The organism is Nostoc sp. MS1 (assembly GCF_019976755.1).
In the GTDB taxonomy this organism is placed as follows: domain Bacteria; phylum Cyanobacteriota; class Cyanobacteriia; order Cyanobacteriales; family Nostocaceae; genus Trichormus.
The window spans coordinates 7067732-7084156 of record NZ_AP023441.1; the positions used below are offsets into that span (position 1 = coordinate 7067732).

Sequence of the window (16425 nt, forward strand, 5' to 3'; positions counted from 1 at the left end):
CTTAGCATTCTTCCGAGGGTTTGCCAGCTTGATTATTAAGATTTTCTCTTTTGATTCACTGCTATTTCTTCACTGAGTAATTTAGCTAGTTCTTCTACAGACATTTCGTCTATATTTGTAGGGATTTCTGCAAGCGTAGTCATGTTTTTTTCACTACTCAACTCTGGTTGCTGTAAATCTACTGGAGAAGTTTGTTTTGATTTATTGAGTTCTGCAACTATGTGATTGGTTAAAGCTTCCGGTGTGGTAAAGTTCCAAGCAACCGTAGCGTCGATCTGGATAGCTTGTCCTAGCCACTGTTCCAACTCCTGCGATAAATCCACTACCATCACAGAATCCATGCCATACTCAGCAAAGGATTGATTCAATTTCACCGATTGAGTATTGATGTTTAATTTTTTGCTTAACCAATTTTCTATCCAGTTCTCAATCGTTTCTACTGTATGGATAGGAAAACTTGATGGCAACTGAGCATTAACTTCCACCTCATCTGATATTCTGCTGGAATGTTCCCAAGAGGCTATCACCTTCAAGCTTTTTTCCAGAAAAGCACTTCGACAAGCACTGCGCTGAATCTTACCACTGGAAGTTTTGGGAATGCTGCCGGGATCGACAAGGACTATTGCATAAATGTGTAACTCGTGTTCTTCGGCAACAGCTTTACGGATAGCTCTTGCTACTATCTCTATATCTAACTTCTGCCGCCAAGTGCGCTCTACTTCCCCAACAACTACCAACTGCTCTTCACCATTCACTTCTACTGTAAAAGCTGCTTCACAACTAGGTCGCAGTGCTGGGTGACTCTCGGCGACTGTCCATTCAATGTCTTGAGGATAATGGTTTTGACCCCGGATAATGATGACATCTTTGAGTCGTCCTGTAACGAATAATTCGCCATCTTTGATAAATCCTAAATCCCCTGTCCGCAAAAACGGCCCTTCTTTGGTGTCTGTTAAATAAGCACCAAAGGTTTTGTTAGTTTCCTCGGTGCGCTGCCAATATCCTTGTGCAACGCTAGGGCCAGCAACCCAAATTTCGCCGACTTCTTGGGCGGCACATTGGGTTAATAATTCGGGATGAACGATGACGACTTTACTATCAATTGCTGGCTGTCCGTGTCCTACCAGAGTCTGGACTTTCTCCTGGCTTTTGCCCTCTATTACTTGATTTTGTGCCAGTGCTTCGGCTTGAACTGTATAGAAGTTCGGTAACTTTTGGTTCCGTACCCCAGCTACTACTAGGGTTGCTTCTGCTAAACCGTAGCCAGGGCAAACGGTGGATGGTGCAAAACCGTATGGTTTGAAGGTGGCGTTAAACCTGTTGATGGTGTCTGCTCTGACTGGTTCAGCCCCGTTTAAGGTCATGTGCCAACTACTTAAATCGAGGCTGGCGCGTTGTTCGGGTGTGGTTTTGAGGAGGCAGAGTTCGTAGGCGAAGTTAGGAGCGCCGCTATGGGTGGCTTTGTAACGGGAAATTGCCTCTAGCCATCGGATCGGTTTTTGAATAAAGGTGACAGGAGCCATCATGTAGCAGGGAAAACCTTGATACAGAGGTTGGAGAACTCCATAAATTAATCCCATGTCATGGAAAACAGGCAACCAAGTCACCATGACGCTTTGGGAATTGTACTCCCATATCTGTTGTGTATATTGGGAGTTGTGCAGCAGGTTGCCATGACTTACCATTACACCCTTGGGCTTGCCTGTTGAGCCGGAAGTGTATTGGAGAAAAGCTAGGGTATCTCGATTTATTGGCATTGGTTGCCAGTTGGCTGCTTCATCAACGGCGATGCTATCGGTAGCCAATAAGGGCATATTGGCAAACTCTGGATCTTGGGCAAATTGGCTTTGGATCTGGGTGAGAGTATCGCTGACTGTCAGGGCAATGGTGGTTTGTGCATCTGATGCGATCGCCCGTAATCTTGATACACTTTGGTTGCGTTTGGGGGGGTACACGGGAACCGCTACAACACCAGCATATAAACAGCCGAAGAAGGCAGCAATAAACTCTAGACCCGGTGGATACAATAGCAGAACGCGATCACCTACAGTGGGCGGAACGCCATCGCCAACCGTTTTGAGAGATTGCAAGTGGGCTGCGATCGCTCTGGCCTTTTGGTCTAATTGAGAGTAAGTCAAGCTGGCTTCTTCAGTTTCACCATCTCGCAAAAAAGTGTAAGCCCTTTGTTCTGACTGAATTTGCGCTCTGTAGCTAAGTAGTTCTACTAAAGTAGAAATTTTCTCTAGAGAATCCGGTAAATTACTTAAACAAACTGTCATATATTTATTTTTTACATATAAGTATTACAAACAATAATGTAATTTATACTTAGAAAAACATATTGTTAAAGTATAAAAACCACTATTTGATATCTCAAACCCAATTTCTATAATTGCTTTGGGTCATTTCTAGTCCGATAGTTTGTCCTCAAAATTACTAGTAGCCAGACAGGTAAAAAACCCTTAGAAGCCGCGCAAAAATAACTTGAACAGTTTTGATTTGGAAGTAAAGCTCACTGCTTATTACAGATTAAACTTGTAGAACTTACTTTTACCTAACGCCTTAATTAAGCCTTTGAGTAATTTTGTTGGTTAGCATAATTTATATTTTTATCAATGAGTAAGTCGGTGAGAAAAAATATAACTATGTTACGAGAGATTCAGCTAAAATCGTATTCCCTTCTGCCTCCTGCCTTATCCTGACGATAAATATTCACAACGACTTCCTTATACTAGGAGTAACAATGTTGCATCTACATTTGTGTATTTTCTAAAAATTTTGATGAATACACAAGGACAGTTAAGACAGTTAAGGAAATTCATGGAGACAGTTAAGCTCTACTTTATCCATTTTTGATTCAATCAAGCCACGTAAACAGCAATATCTCTCAAACGCTCAAATAAAAGACGAAATTCATTTCTTGCACCAACAGTATCCACACGTACAAGCTAGATAAAACAGCGTTCAAGTTTAACAGCAGGTGAATAGAATCAAACAAGTAGATTTTGTCTCAAAAAGAACTTAACCGATGTGATAAATACAGAGGATGCTAGGTACAGGTAGAATCCTCGTGTCTTGAGATCGGAGAGTGTCAAAAAAGTTGCTCTTGAACTGGAAAAACTTATGATTGCTTAAAGCTTTTTATAGATGATTTGCATATAGTTAAGTTCCATGTTACACAGCAAATAGCATAATATTTGCCAGTATTAAATTTATGAATAAAGCTATGGCTAGTGATGATGTGCAATTGCGGTATCAGTCTTCTGCATTAAATGCTTTATTTGAGTCTGTTTCTAAAAAATTTAGTATGGCAGTAGTTTTAATCGGTAGTGTTGTAATTATAGGCTGGATAAAAGATATTTCTTTATACCTTTTTTTGATGCGAGGAGTTAACTGTCCACTAACTTGTGTAAATCTAAAGGTCTGTCAATAAACTCTCTAGGATAGGAACTATAGTATCGATGTTGCTATAGTTTCTTATCGTCCTTGAGAAAGATATGAATCATCAATACTGCTCCCTACACCCAGCCTCAACACATAACCTTGGTTAAAACAGTAAAATTACTCCATGCTTGGTTTCTCGTCAAACTGCACCATCATCAAGATAGCTGGCTCATCACCTACCGTTCCAGACAGATGACCTTTATGCCCTTGTGCATCCTCTTTCGTTCCTTGGTCTCCTCCAAATGAAATTTCCCCAGGCCCCATCTCTACGCGCTGTCCGTCCATAGTCTCCACAAACCAGCGTCCCGACAGAGGAACAATCCACTGAGGCTTGGGGTTCTCATGCCATTTTCCTACCCATCCTATAGGTAAAACGGTGTAAGTAATTGTAGCTCCAGGCTGCTTTAAGTTAGCCATCCACTGAGGAGCCGTGTCCGGTGCTATACCTCTCTGAGTGAAGTCTTCAATTTGACGGCGGGATTGATGGCTTACACCGTCTTTATCAGTCCAGACATCCCAGTAATGAATTGTTGGTTGATATGATTGGTTATTCTGCATAAAATTAATGGTATTTGGCAGAGGCTAATACTAATTCGTCATTACCAAACTTAATAGTGGAAATTTTTCTAATCAACTGCAACTGTATAATTATGATCTTCCCATTTGTTAGTACCAATCCAGAAAAAAGTAAAGCTAATTGGCTCTTGCTGATGCTTATCAACAGATATATCTACAAAACTTACTCCTAATTTTGTGGAAGTAGAAGGCGTATCTTTAACAGTTTGCCAATTATCATCTGACCAGTGTAATTGAAAAGATGCTAAAGCATGAATCCGCAATGTATAACCTTTTTTAACTTTGTTGATTTGCCGATTAAACTTCCAGATTTCCAACGATTTACACTGCTTTCTTTCACCCAAATATCTATCTGCTACCTCTGGAATTAAATCAAACACTCGACCTTCATGAGTTGACCGCAGCAACTTGATATATTCAGCGTGCGCCCACATTAAAGGCATGGCTGAACCTGTGGGTTTTCCTAAGTACATATGCACATCAGGTTTATCTGCTTCATCCCAAACCTGTTCCGGTAACAAACAAGTGTCTGAAGCAAATCCTTCCATCGCTTTGATATATGTTTTGACATCGCCGCCAGCCGCTAATTCATAATGTCCGCGTTCTCCTGTCAAGAGAGGCCAAGCCCGTCCCTTACCCCAACCTGTATAGGGGCTTCCATCTGCTTGCTGTCCGTAGCCGTCGTGATTGTAACGATGCCAACAAGGCCCAACAGATGTATCTACTTTCAAAACGGCATCAATGACTTTGACAGAATCAACAATAATTGGGTCATCAGGTTTACGAATCCCATAACGCACCAGTTGCAGAAAACCAGCATCGACAATTTCCTTGGCAAGAAATTTTGTTGGTTCTCCAGGTGGCTGACTACTGATAAAAATAGTTCCTTGATTGGGGTTTTCGTTGGGTTGAGGATTATTAATATCTGTGGGATTAATGCGGATATAATGCCGTTTGATGCCAGGAACTAAGGTTCCTTCAGTCGTTACTGTCCAGTCTTCAATGTGAGATTCTAAAAAATCTGCGTACTCTTCTATAAATTGTGCTGTTGCCTCATCCCCATTTTCACGCACAAATTGAGCAGCACAGATTAAGCCAGCAATATTGGCGGCGAGGGTTGATGGTGAATAACCACTGTTTTCTTCCCAGCGTTCTTGTTGAGTAGCAGGGCCGTGACGAATGAGATAACCAGCCGCCCGTAAAATCATGGGATAAATATCAAAGTGCAGTGGTACTTTTTCCTGGTGTAAAAGCCATGCTAGGAGAATGGGGAATGCTACTTCATCTAGTTGAATACCTTTCCAGTAGGGTTCGCCATTAATCCAGAAGTTTTGAGCAAATCCTCCGTCTTCCTGCTGACTAGTAGCAAGATAAATGAGCGATCGCACGGCTGTATCTGTTTCGCCTGCCGCCACTAAACCTGCTACACTACCTACCATGTCCCTTGTCCAAACAAGGTGATAGCCTCCTTGGTCTTGGTCGTCTTTAGCTTCGCCCCAAGGAATAGCCATAGATGCAATTAAAGCACCAGGATAAGTTTTATCTTCATGTGCCAACAACAAACTAACGCTGTTGTGATACAAATTACCCTCGTCATAGGTAACATTTTCTAATGGTTTGATGTCATCGTGCGATCGCTTCCACTGTTCAATATAGTGTTGCTTTTGCTGTGAAAAAGCAACATTCAGCGATTGAAACAGTGTAGAAATTGCATTATGCAGGGTTGTGCCGAATGCCAATCCTAAAGTAAACTCATCACTCTGCTCTAAATTTAGTTTTCCAGTCAGAGCTAAGTTACCATCTAACGCACTATCAAACTGCCAATCCATTTGGAAGTCATGGGCTAAATCTGTCCAACCATCACTTTGACCAACATAGCCGCAGGAAAGGCGAGTAAACGGGACGGTTGCGCCTAATGCTAACCAAGTTCCTCCTTTTTCTGCTACAAGAAGATTCTGTCCAGCAACTTCTACTGTGTAACCATTATTATCTCTACCACAAACTTCCAAATGCGGCGCACACAAAGCATATAACTGGAGTTGAGAGATAAAATCGCGCTCTCCTGTGATTTTTGTATGTTGTAAGATACAGGATAAATGGGGATCAGCAATTATTTCCTTAATTACCGTATATCGCCCTTGTGGATCGGAATTAGTAATACGGTATCCTAAACCGTGAGTCCACATAAACTCTACTTTTGATTGCAGATGGCGTTTTTCTTCGTGGAAAAAGCTTTTTCCATCAGAAATGAGGTATTGCAAATCTCGAATTTGCGGTCGGTCTACTGTCGGATAGTAAACTTCAGTAACAACACCATTCCAGATAGTAAACCAAACGCGACTTGAGGTAGAGTAAGCTGTTCCTACTCCATCCTTATTAGCATGAGTCCATCGTGGAGTAATGCCCGGTGAGCCAAAAGCCTGACGTTGACTAAGAATTTTCATATCGAATGAATACCCTCAGATATCGATGAGGGAGTAGGGGGAGATGAGAGAGTAGGGAGAGATGGGGGAGAAATCTTACTCAGCACTTATTACTCAACACTTGTAATTCGCCATTAAGATGGGTGACTTGCCATTGGGTTTGTTCTCCTTTGCGCCAAAAACGCAATGATACATTGGCATCTCCCACACTCAGATTTATCAGTTCCAATTCTGGCAGGGATTCTGGTAGATTTGGCTGTACTTTTAACTTGCGTTGTGGTGCATCGGCTTCAAGTCCTAATATGCTGCGAATGAGTAAGAAAATTGCACCAGCCGCCCAGGCTTGAGGTATATTTGCATCTGGATAAGGGACGGGAAAGTTATCCTCTTGGCGTTCAATTCCGGCGAACAATTCAGGCATTCTTCCAGCTTGAAAGTAACTAGCAGCAGCAAAAATTCCTTCAGCGATGTGGTTAGCTTCTTGGTGATAGCCGTAACGCTTCAATCCAGCCGCAATAATCGAGTTATCGTGAGGCCAAACACCACCACGTTGATAGCTAATAGGGTTATACCCTTTATTTTCAGATGAAAGAGTCCGTATACCCCAACCACACCAGATATCTTTCTGAAAAAGTCGTCCGGCAACTTTTTTCGCCCTTTCTTGGGGTACAATCCCAGACCATAATAGATGACCGGGATTAGAGGCGATAGACTTAATTTGTTGCTTGTTGTTATCTAAACCAAGACAGTAAAAGCCTTCCTCTTCCATCCAAAAGCGATCATTAAAGCGTTGATAAAGTGCTTGGGCTTTTTGCCGTAGCTTTTGCGCTTGTTCTTGTTCTCCCCACACCTCATAAATTAAAGCTGCCTTTAGCCAAGCATCGTAAACGTAACCTTGCACCTCACACAAAGCAATTGGGGGTTCAACTAACTTGCCATCAGGGTAAACCATTGATTCACCCGAATCTTTCCAGCCTTGATTGCGTAAACCATGACTAGAATGTGTGAGATATTCAACAAACCCATCACCGTCAAAATCGCCGTACTTATCAATCCAAGTTAATGCTTTTTCTAAAGGCGATCGACACTCATTCAGCATCCCCACATCGGCGTTCCAGCTATAAGTCTCAGCTAGAGTAATAATCCAAAGAATAGTAGTATCTACCGTTCCATAATAAGGATTGTATGGGAGTTGATTGAGTTTTGTTAATTCGTCACTCCGCAATTCATGTAACATCTTGCCGGGTTGAGCATCATGCCAATCATCTAACTCAGTTGCTTGTAGTTGAGCTAATCTGATCAAAGTACCACGGGCAAATTCGTGGTAAACCGCCATCGTTTGTAAGCTAGTGATTACTGAGTCACGCCCAAAGACAGCCATAAACCAGGGAATACCAGCAGCCGGCATCCAAAAATGATGCCCATTATCTTCTACCCTAATCCGCAGTGCTGCCATATCTATGAGAGCTTGTTGATAGAATCCGCTAATCTCGGCATTAGGCGATCGCAACTTTGTCGCCTGATTGAGAAATTCATCCCTGACTTTTCCAGCTTCTGTAGCATGAGATACAGCACAAGTCTGTTGAGCTTTGAGAACGTCCCCATTGGCTAAGACTGTAAAGTTAATACAGGTGTGCCATGTTTTGCCAGGGGAAAGATCAACATTAAACATCAAACGACCATTGCCATAGATTGCTTCTGAAGTCGAGCAAGCTGGCTCAGTCACGATCCCTCGGACAAAAGAACCACTGTGATACTTGGTACTGAGGATACCGTCTTTCCATACAGTCTCAGTATTACCTCGAATAATGATTTTCTTGGCTCGCACCTCAAAGATATCCGCAAAATCAGAACGAATGGCCAGCATTAGTTGCAACTCAACTGGTTCTGAATGATAGTTGGTAATGTCGATATCTTCGTGCATCCCTCCCACAATGTCACGCCGGATGGTGATAAACAAACTACCAGAAGGCAAATCTCCTTTAACCGTGGGGAGTTGTGGATTAGTAAATTGATAAAGCGCACTATGATGGTTGAGATTGCTAGAAGCTAACAGCACCAGTCGGTAACGATTAAGAGAAATTTCGTAGTAAGAAATTAGACGGGTGTCACGCACAAAAAAACCTTGTGCTTGATTATCATCAATGGAACCATCACTAGCGGTTACAAGAAATGAGGAACCATCGTTAATTGTGATTAAACCAGGGTTGACAGTAACTTGTGTTGGCATAATAAGTAGGGGGAGTAGGAGAGGAAGAATTTCATCATGATATTGACCCCAACCCATTGAATAATTTATTTTCTAGTCGTCCCTCAAAGATTTTCATTGTTTCCTTATACCCTTTCACCTTTTTCCAGTCCCCAATCCCTTTTTTAACCATTCTCTGTAAAACCTGGGTATAAAGTCATGCCACCATCTACAAACAGAGTTGTACCGTTAACATAATCAGAATCATCCGAAGCTAACCACACGGCTGCTTTGGCAATGTCTTCTACATCACCTACCCGTTTTGCGGGAATCAATTGTAATAACTTCGCCTCGGCTTGTGGAGTATCCCAAGCTGATTTATTGATGGGTGTTTTAATAGCACCAGGGGCGATACTATTCACACGAATTTTTGATGGTGCTAGTTCTTGGGCAATACTCTGCATCATCATATGAATACCGCCTTTACTAGCAGCATAATTAACATGACCAGCCCAAGGAATTACTTCATGCACTGAACTGATACAGATAATTTTGCCTGCGGCGCAAGAGATATGAGGTTGCACACCCCGGCGCAAAAACTCCTTTGCCGCCTCCCGCGCACATAAGAATTGTCCTGTGAGATTAATCCCAATGACTGCATTCCAATGGTCAAGGCTCATGTCTACAAAAGCTGAGTCTTTTTGAATACCTGCATTATTTACCAGGATATCAATAGTGCCAAACTGCTCAATTGCTTGCTGAAACATCGCTTTTACCTGGTCTTCCTTGCTGACATCAGCTTGAATGGCAAAAGCTTCTCCATTATTGGCTTGAATATCATCGACAATTTTTTGGGCTTCTTGGGCTTCGGAATGGTAGTTAATAGCTACTGCTGCACCTGATAAAGCCAAATAGCGAGCTATAGCTTCACCAATGCCAGAACTCGCACCCGTGACAAGTGCTTTTTGACCTTTGAGCAGGTAAGGGGAATAGCTCATAATGTTTCCTTAAAAAATAGAGCTTTAGTTTTGCTAATACTGGGAAATTACATTTCTTATTGTTAACTACTAATGCAATTCAGTCTTTAATAACTGAGTCAAAAACTATCATTGTTGAGTTTTATTTTTACTAAAACAGTATCAAAAAGTAGTTAATCATATACTTAATTTCACTAGTTACTAATTTGATTCTGGCCTTAATTTAGGAGTTTGCAGTACCAATCGCCTCTAACCATTGGAATAATAAATACCTCTACCCCAAGATATATAGAAATTTCATTTAAATTTCATAATTGTATGAAATCTTCAAAAGTTGAAGGTACTAAGACTGTTTTACAATGTTTATTAATATTTATTTGGGTTTTTCAAGAGTTAAAAATGCAGTTAATAAGCATAAATATTTTTGCTAATCAATCACTCTTGAGATAGTAGTTTTTGGTTTATTTGTAAGATAAGAATTACTAAGAATAGTTTTGTGGAAATAAATTGAAAAATTTAAAAGCCAATAATAGATTGTGTATTTATTAAACTTAACTGAACATTAAAGCATCAGGCGATCGCTAGGAGAAAGCAATGTTCTCTCTGCCTCTAAATAGTCAAAATCTCCCATACCCCGACCCCATTCACCCGATAGTGGTGCATTTCGTAATTGCAATGGTGCTTTTCTCCTTTGTTTGCGATGTATTAGGTTATTTCACTCATAACACACGCTTGTTTGAAGTTGGTTTTTGGAATATATTTGTCGCGGCGATCGCAATTTTTGTCGCCATAATTTTTGGACAGTTTGAAGCAGGGTTAGCGCAAGTATATCCAGCCGTCCAGCCTACACTGAATTTTCACACAGTCATGGGTTGGTCACTAGGGGCGATCGTTGCGATTGTTACAGCTTGGCGGTTTGTGATTCGCAATCGCCACCCCCACAAAGTTCCGCCTGCTTATCTTGGTACAGCAACGTTCTTGGTATGTCTAGTGTTATTGCAAGTATATTTAGGCAGCAAGCTGTTTTGGGTATATGGCTTGCACGTTGAGCCAGTGGTTGAAGCGATGAAGCAGAGGATATCACCATGAACTCGCAACTAATTGACCAATTAAGACTGAGATTAGGCATTAACGGATTACCCTACGAAATTCCTATGCACCCTAAACTGGTGCATTTGACATTAGGCTTATTTATTCTTGCCATCTTATTTGACATAGCAGGAGCGATTTTTCCTATAGAAAGACCCATCTTCAAATTCTTGGGTGTGTCTGCTATCCGTTCTGGCTTCTTCGATGTTGGCTGGTACAACCTGATAGGGGCATCAGTTATCACTTTTTTTACTGTCGCCTTTGGTTTTTTCGAGCTAATACTGGCAAACCCACCAACTGATCAAATAAGTGCTTGGGGGTTAAATGCCTCTATGACAATGGTTTTGCATGGTTTGGGTGGCATTTTGTTGTTAGGAGCGATCGTTGCTATGACCGTGTGGAGAGGTTTACAGCGCTACCACTGGCGCAAGAATGAATCTAGACAGGTGCAATGGGGTTACTTGTTAGTAGGTGTAGCAATGTTCGGAATTTTATTTGTCCACGGAACTTTAGGAGGACAATTAGGCTCAGAATTTGGGATTCACGTTACGGCTGCTAAGTTAATCCAACAGGGAGCAAACCCAAGCTTACTACCCAAATAAAGGAAAGTATTCTAAGTTTATGCCAAGATTTTTAGAATATTTATTGATAGCTGGTTATATTGCCGTGCTGCTCGTTGTCAGTCATTGGATTGGGCAATGTGCTTATAATTGGATGCCTGTGGAAGCTACAGCAGAAGCACAAAAGGTAGATAGCTTGTTTAGCTTCTTAACCTCAATTGGTTCGTTTATTATCCTTGGGCTTGTAGGAATGATGGTGTACTCGGTACTCTTCTTTCGCGCACCCAAAAATGACTACAGCGAGGGACACCCATCTAGAGGAGATATTAAGCTAGAGATTTTATGGACGGCGACTCCAACCTTACTAGTTTTGTGGATTGCTTTCCAAGGCTTCAATATTTATCAGCAATTAAATATTCTAGGTTTAGGGCAAATCGTACATTTGCATACACCGCTAGAATTAGAAGCACCAGCTTATGCCAGTGAAGAACAACCGAAACCTGCTGCGGAAACCATAGATGTTTTTGTCAAACAGTGGGATTGGTCTTTTCGGTATCCCAATAATGTTACTAGTAAGGAATTGCACCTGCCTGTAAATCTTCGTACTCGCCTAAATCTGCACGCCAAGGAAGTCCTCCACAGTTTTTACGTCCCTGAGTTCCGCTTACAACAATATATTGTCCCTGGACGAGAAATTGAGCTTGTAGTTACACCCACTCGGATCGGTCAGTATAAACTTAAAGACGCTTTATTTAGCGGTACTTATTTTGCGTTGATGGAAGCCAATGTTCATATTGAGTCACCCCAGCAATATAGCCAGTGGCTAAGTCAAGCCCAAAGCGAATCAGCAAGTATGGAAAATCAGGCGGTGGCTGAGTATATGCAGCCGCCAAGAACAATGTTGAAGAGTAATTGGTACACCGTCGTACCAGAACAAAGCGCGATCGCGCGAAGCGCAACGCCAAAGACGAACGCTAACGAAAGGAAAGTAATGAATGATACATAATCCTAGCGAAAATCTTGCCCAGAATAGAGAACCTGAAACCGACTCCGAGAATAACTGGCGACAATACTTCAGCTTCAGCACTGACCATAAAGTGATCGGTGTTCAGTACATGGTGACGACGTTCATTTTTTTCCTGATTGGCGGACTGTTGGCAATGCTCATCCGTGCTGAACTGATTACGCCTGCCTCAAATGTAGTTGATCGTCCCCTGTATAACGGCTTGTTTACCTTGCATGGGACAATCATGATTTTTTTATGGATTATCCCCTTTAATGCAGGTATATCTAACTACCTAGTACCCCTGATGATTGGTGCGCGGGATATGGCGTTTCCCCTGCTCAATGCCATCTCTTTCTGGATGATTCCCCCAAGTGGGCTTTTATTAATATCGAGCTTCTTTTTACCCAATGGTACGGCACAATCCGGCTGGTGGTCTTATCCACCAATTAGTCTGCAAATTCCTCCTGGTCAACCGATTAACGGCGAATTTATTTGGATTGTCAGTATAGTCCTGATTGGCATCTCCTCAATTATGGGGGCAGTTAACTTTGTCACCACTATTTTTTGGATGCGGGCCCCAGGAATGACATTCTTCCGAATGCCTGTGTTTGTTTGGTCAGTTCTCAGCGCCCAACTGTTGCAGTTAATTAATTTGCCTTCCCTCACAGCTGCATTAATCTTGCTGTTATTTGACCTCAGTTTTGGCACACAATTCTTCAAACCTTTAGAGAATGGCGACCCAATTATTTATCAGCATTTATTCTGGTTCTACTCCCACCCCGCAGTTTACATCATGGCGCTGCCAGCCTTTGGTATTTTTGCCGAGGTTCTACCAGCTTTTTCCCGTAACCCCCTATTTGGCTATCGTTCATTAGCTGTTGCTTCTTTAGGCATCGCTTTTGTCAGCATCTTTGTTTGGGTGCATCATATGTTTACCAGCGCCACCCCAAGCTGGATGCGGATGTTATTTATGGTGACATCAATGTTGGTTTCTGTACCTACTGGTGTTAAGGCATTTGGTTGGACTGCCACGATTTGGAGGAGTAAGCTGCACTTAGAAACACCCATGCTATTCGCTATGGGGGGCGCAGCCATGTTTCTGCTTGGCGGTGTCACTGGTGTAATGTTGGCAGCAGTACCGTTTGATATTCACGTCCACAATACCTACTTTATAGTGGGACACTTCCACTACATTGTCTTTAACACCATTACGATGGCAATTTTTGCTGCCATTTACTTTTGGTTTCCTAAGATTACTGGACGGATGTATGCTGAAGGTTGGGGGAAATTACATTTCTGGTTAACCTTTATAGGTGCTAACCTGACTTTCTTCCCCATGCTGCCACTAGGTTTACAGGGAATGGTACGCCGTATTTCCTCCTACGACCCACGCTATCAGGGATGGAATATCGTTGCTAGTCTAGGCGGCTTCTTGCTAGGAGTATCTATACTACCTTTTATTGCCAATATGGTGGGTTCTTGCCTATACGGTCAAAAAGCAAGTGATAATCCCTGGTTCGCTACTGGGTTGGAATGGACAACAACCTCACCACCACCACGCGATAACTTTGCAGAAATTCCAGTTGTAAAAAGACCACCCTACGATTATGGCGATCCTAAATATTCGGTGATTGAACCTCCCGACTATCACCAGCAAGAACATTAAAACCAAGCGCCAACGCTTAGGCAACTAGGAGTTTTAAGTTAGTCCCAATTCCCAAAATTTATGAACCGTGGCGTTATTCATGTAGATGAAAGTCCCGTACCTTTAGAACGGTGGCGGCAATACCTACCAAATTGGCTCAAACGTTTTTTACCAATTCGTGGTGGACGTTCTCAAGACCATCATGGCAAGGGTATGTTTGGGTTTACTGTGTTTCTGTTATCAGAAAGCATCGTTTTTTTTAGTTTGATTTTTACCTACGTTGCTCTACGATTAACACACTCACAAAATTGGCTACCGCCTCATATTTCGGGGCCAAAATTATCTACTTTTGTTATTATTAATACAATAATATTACTCTCCAGCAGCTTTGTTATTCAAACGGCTGAAAACTTCCTTAAGCGTAGTCAGCTAAATAAGTTCCGTTGGCTCTGGCTGATAACAATTTGTATGGGAACTTATTTTTTGATTGGGCAAGGAATTGAATGGAGTAACCTTGATTTTGGGTTAAGTACAGGATTAGTTGGTTCTACATTCTATGTTTTAACTGGGTTCCACGGTTTACACGTTCTTAGTGGGGTGATTCTCCAGATAATTATGCTTGTTCGTTCTTTCATTCCAGGGAATTACAATAAGACTCATTTTGGTACAAGTGCAACTACTCTCTTTTGGCATTTCGTTGATATAGTTTGGGTTTTATTATTCTCAGTAGTTTATCTTTGGCGAGCGTAAAAATATTCAAGGATTAGTAGTATTTTTAGGAGTAATTTTATGAAATTTCTAGCACAAGAATTACCATCCCCCAGAGCAATTCAAGAAGCTCCTACCCCTGGACAAACTCAAGACCCATTAATTGCCAAAGGTTTACAGAAAGGACAGTATGTAGGAATTATTGGACTAGCGATCGCCCTAGTCGCGGCTGTAGGCTTTTTTAGTCGCAGATTTGAATACGCTCTTATCTTCGCCTTTTTTGTTAGCGCTATTCTCATCGCTTTCTTCTTATTTGTTTAGAAGAGTCATTGGTCATTGGTCATTAGTCATTAGTCATTAGTCATTAGTCAAAAGGCAGCAGGCAGTAATAATTATCTCCCTCATCTCCCCCCACTCCCCACACTCCCCACTCCCTTCCTATGAACAACCCTGTTTATCAAACTGTGATTCTCGGCGGTGGTTTTACCGGACTCTTTACCGCCTTACACTTAGCTCATGAACATTATCCTCGCTCGGTGATTTTAATTGATAAAAATGAGCGATTTTGTTTTAAGCCATTGCTTTACGAATACTTCGATGGCGAGATGGATACCTTGCAAGTAGTACCACGTTTTTCGGAATTACTGAAAGGTAGTGGTGTTATCTTTGTGCAAGATACCGTACAAACGGTAGACTTACATCAAAAGGAAGTCAAATTAGCTTCTGGTAACTCCTACAATTACAGCAATTTAGTATTAGCTTTAGGTAGCGTTACTGGTTATCATCATGTTGATGGTGCAAAAGAAAATGCGTTTCCTTTTTGGACGCAAGCAGATGCGATCGCCCTTGACAAACATTTACGTGACTGCTTACAAAAAGCCATCCAAACCGATGATGCAGAACAACGTCGCCAACTATTAACAGTAGTTGTAGTTGGTGGTGGTGCTTCTGGTGTGGAAATGGCAGCGACTTTAGCAGATTTTCTCCCACATTGGTATGAAGGTTTAAGGGGTAATGCTGCGGAAATTCGTATAGTTCTGCTCAATCATGGTCAAGAAATTCTTGATGGTGATATTAACAATCCGTTGCGTCCCATTGCCCAGAAAGAGTTACAAAAACGAACTATTCCGATTGAAATCCTCACAGGAGCAGAAGCCACTGCTGTACGTCCCCATGCAATTGAATATAAAAGCAATGATGAAATTAAGACCTTAGCAACCCACACCACAATCTGGACGGCTGGCACTTCTAACCATCCCCTAATTCAAGAGTTACCCATTCCTCAAGAACATAGGGATCATCATGGTCGTCCTCTAGTTACGCCTACAATGCAATTACTTGATTTCCCAGAGGTATTTGTTGGTGGGGATTGTGCAGCAGTTCAAAATAATTCACTACCAGCTACAGCCCAGGTGGCTTATCAGCAAGGAGCAACTATTGGGCGGAATTTGAAGGCACTAGCTTTAGGTGAACCTCTCAAGCCTGTTAAGGTTAACATCCGGGGAACTTTATTAAAATTGGGGTTAAATGATGCTGCTGCCAACTTATTCAATGTTTTTGAAGTTGCAGGTGAACCCGCGCACTTAATTCGTCAAGGCACTTATTTAACCCTATTACCAAGTCCAATTCACGACTTTAAAGCGACTACAGAATGGTTAGATGAAGAGCTATTTCATCAACATCTTGATCCGCAGGATGTAGGTAAAAAAGTTGTGCAGGCGGTGGAATTAGTTGGGGCTGGAGTTGTGGGCGTTTTAGTTGCCAGGAAGTTATTACAAATGTTGGGTGATGAGGAGAAAAAATAGGGTG

13 protein-coding genes are annotated in these 16425 nt (G+C 41.9%); 8 read left to right on the forward strand and 5 right to left on the reverse strand.

The annotated features are described in order from the left end of the window. Positions 1–35: 35 nt before the first annotated feature. Positions 36–2279 (reverse strand): AMP-binding protein, encoded by a 2244-nt coding sequence (locus NSMS1_RS30545; RefSeq protein ID WP_224089143.1) that lies wholly within the window; start codon positions 2277–2279, stop codon positions 36–38. 935 nt (positions 2280–3214) lie between these two features. On the opposite strand from NSMS1_RS30545, the gene NSMS1_RS30550 reads away from it, so the two are divergent. Next, positions 3215–3433 carry a hypothetical protein gene (locus tag NSMS1_RS30550; protein ID WP_224089145.1) on the forward strand — a complete coding sequence of 73 codons (219 nt, stop codon included), beginning with the start codon at positions 3215–3217 and terminating at the stop codon, positions 3431–3433. A gap of 128 nt (positions 3434–3561) precedes the next feature. Here NSMS1_RS30550 and NSMS1_RS30555 read toward each other — a convergent pair whose 3' ends face one another. The 4 genes from NSMS1_RS30555 to NSMS1_RS30570 form a co-directional block, all read right to left on the reverse strand. Next, a complete protein-coding gene (locus NSMS1_RS30555) occupies positions 3562–4002 on the reverse strand; it encodes a cupin domain-containing protein (RefSeq protein ID WP_224089147.1) in 441 nt (146 codons plus the stop codon). A gap of 68 nt (positions 4003–4070) precedes the next feature. Further along, positions 4071–6464, reverse strand: a complete 2394-nt coding sequence (locus NSMS1_RS30560; protein WP_224089149.1) for a glycoside hydrolase family 15 protein — start codon at positions 6462–6464, stop codon at positions 4071–4073. A gap of 79 nt (positions 6465–6543) precedes the next feature. Beyond that, entirely contained in the window at positions 6544–8673 is a 2130-nt protein-coding gene (locus tag NSMS1_RS30565; RefSeq protein ID WP_224089152.1) for a glycogen debranching N-terminal domain-containing protein, read from the reverse strand. Between the two features lie 143 nt (positions 8674–8816). Then, positions 8817–9629 carry an SDR family oxidoreductase gene (locus NSMS1_RS30570; protein WP_224089155.1) on the reverse strand — a complete coding sequence of 271 codons (813 nt, stop codon included), beginning with the start codon at positions 9627–9629 and terminating at the stop codon, positions 8817–8819. 654 nt (positions 9630–10283) lie between these two features. Between NSMS1_RS30570 and NSMS1_RS30575 the strand changes: the two genes are divergently transcribed. The 7 genes from NSMS1_RS30575 to NSMS1_RS30605 all read left to right on the forward strand — a co-directional run bounded on the left by NSMS1_RS30575 (position 10284) and on the right by NSMS1_RS30605 (position 16421). Then, the gene (locus NSMS1_RS30575; RefSeq protein WP_224089158.1) at positions 10284–10697 is read left to right on the forward strand and encodes a DUF2231 domain-containing protein; all 414 of its coding nucleotides are present in this window, start codon (positions 10284–10286) and stop codon (positions 10695–10697) included. Beyond that, on the forward strand, positions 10694–11299 hold the full coding sequence (locus NSMS1_RS30580; RefSeq protein WP_224089160.1) for a DUF2231 domain-containing protein: 606 nt from the start codon (positions 10694–10696) through the stop codon (positions 11297–11299). Before NSMS1_RS30575 ends, NSMS1_RS30580 begins: the two co-directional genes overlap by 4 nt. 19 nt (positions 11300–11318) lie before the next feature. After that, positions 11319–12263 (forward strand): cytochrome c oxidase subunit II, encoded by a 945-nt coding sequence (locus tag NSMS1_RS30585; RefSeq protein WP_224089163.1) that lies wholly within the window; start codon positions 11319–11321, stop codon positions 12261–12263. After that, the gene (locus tag NSMS1_RS30590) at positions 12253–13929 is read left to right on the forward strand and encodes a cbb3-type cytochrome c oxidase subunit I (protein ID WP_224089177.1); all 1677 of its coding nucleotides are present in this window, start codon (positions 12253–12255) and stop codon (positions 13927–13929) included. The genes NSMS1_RS30585 and NSMS1_RS30590 overlap by 11 nt, the downstream gene beginning before the upstream one ends. A gap of 60 nt (positions 13930–13989) precedes the next feature. Continuing rightward, positions 13990–14658 carry a heme-copper oxidase subunit III gene (locus NSMS1_RS30595; protein WP_224089179.1) on the forward strand — a complete coding sequence of 223 codons (669 nt, stop codon included), beginning with the start codon at positions 13990–13992 and terminating at the stop codon, positions 14656–14658. Between the two features lie 39 nt (positions 14659–14697). After that, positions 14698–14937 carry a hypothetical protein gene (locus tag NSMS1_RS30600; RefSeq protein WP_224089182.1) on the forward strand — a complete coding sequence of 80 codons (240 nt, stop codon included), beginning with the start codon at positions 14698–14700 and terminating at the stop codon, positions 14935–14937. 119 nt (positions 14938–15056) lie between these two features. After that, positions 15057–16421 (forward strand): NAD(P)/FAD-dependent oxidoreductase, encoded by a 1365-nt coding sequence (locus NSMS1_RS30605; RefSeq protein ID WP_224089185.1) that lies wholly within the window; start codon positions 15057–15059, stop codon positions 16419–16421. The last annotated feature ends 4 nt before the right edge of the window (positions 16422–16425 follow it).

What these genes read in the sequence shown, in the direction of transcription:
- NSMS1_RS30545 (WP_224089143.1), bottom strand. Translation starts at nt 2,279, where the DNA reads ATGACAGTTTGTTTAAGTAATTTACCGGATTCTCTAGAGAAAATTTCT.
- NSMS1_RS30550 (WP_224089145.1), top strand. Translation starts at nt 3,215, where the DNA reads ATGAATAAAGCTATGGCTAGTGATGATGTGCAATTGCGGTATCAGTCT.
- NSMS1_RS30555 (WP_224089147.1), bottom strand. Translation starts at nt 4,002, where the DNA reads ATGCAGAATAACCAATCATATCAACCAACAATTCATTACTGGGATGTC.
- NSMS1_RS30560 (WP_224089149.1), bottom strand. Translation starts at nt 6,464, where the DNA reads ATGAAAATTCTTAGTCAACGTCAGGCTTTTGGCTCACCGGGCATTACT.
- NSMS1_RS30565 (WP_224089152.1), bottom strand. Translation starts at nt 8,673, where the DNA reads ATGCCAACACAAGTTACTGTCAACCCTGGTTTAATCACAATTAACGAT.
- NSMS1_RS30570 (WP_224089155.1), bottom strand. Translation starts at nt 9,629, where the DNA reads ATGAGCTATTCCCCTTACCTGCTCAAAGGTCAAAAAGCACTTGTCACG.
- NSMS1_RS30575 (WP_224089158.1), top strand. Translation starts at nt 10,284, where the DNA reads ATGGTGCTTTTCTCCTTTGTTTGCGATGTATTAGGTTATTTCACTCAT.
- NSMS1_RS30580 (WP_224089160.1), top strand. Translation starts at nt 10,694, where the DNA reads ATGAACTCGCAACTAATTGACCAATTAAGACTGAGATTAGGCATTAAC.
- NSMS1_RS30585 (WP_224089163.1), top strand. Translation starts at nt 11,319, where the DNA reads ATGCCAAGATTTTTAGAATATTTATTGATAGCTGGTTATATTGCCGTG.
- NSMS1_RS30590 (WP_224089177.1), top strand. Translation starts at nt 12,253, where the DNA reads ATGATACATAATCCTAGCGAAAATCTTGCCCAGAATAGAGAACCTGAA.
- NSMS1_RS30595 (WP_224089179.1), top strand. Translation starts at nt 13,990, where the DNA reads ATGAACCGTGGCGTTATTCATGTAGATGAAAGTCCCGTACCTTTAGAA.
- NSMS1_RS30600 (WP_224089182.1), top strand. Translation starts at nt 14,698, where the DNA reads ATGAAATTTCTAGCACAAGAATTACCATCCCCCAGAGCAATTCAAGAA.
- NSMS1_RS30605 (WP_224089185.1), top strand. Translation starts at nt 15,057, where the DNA reads ATGAACAACCCTGTTTATCAAACTGTGATTCTCGGCGGTGGTTTTACC.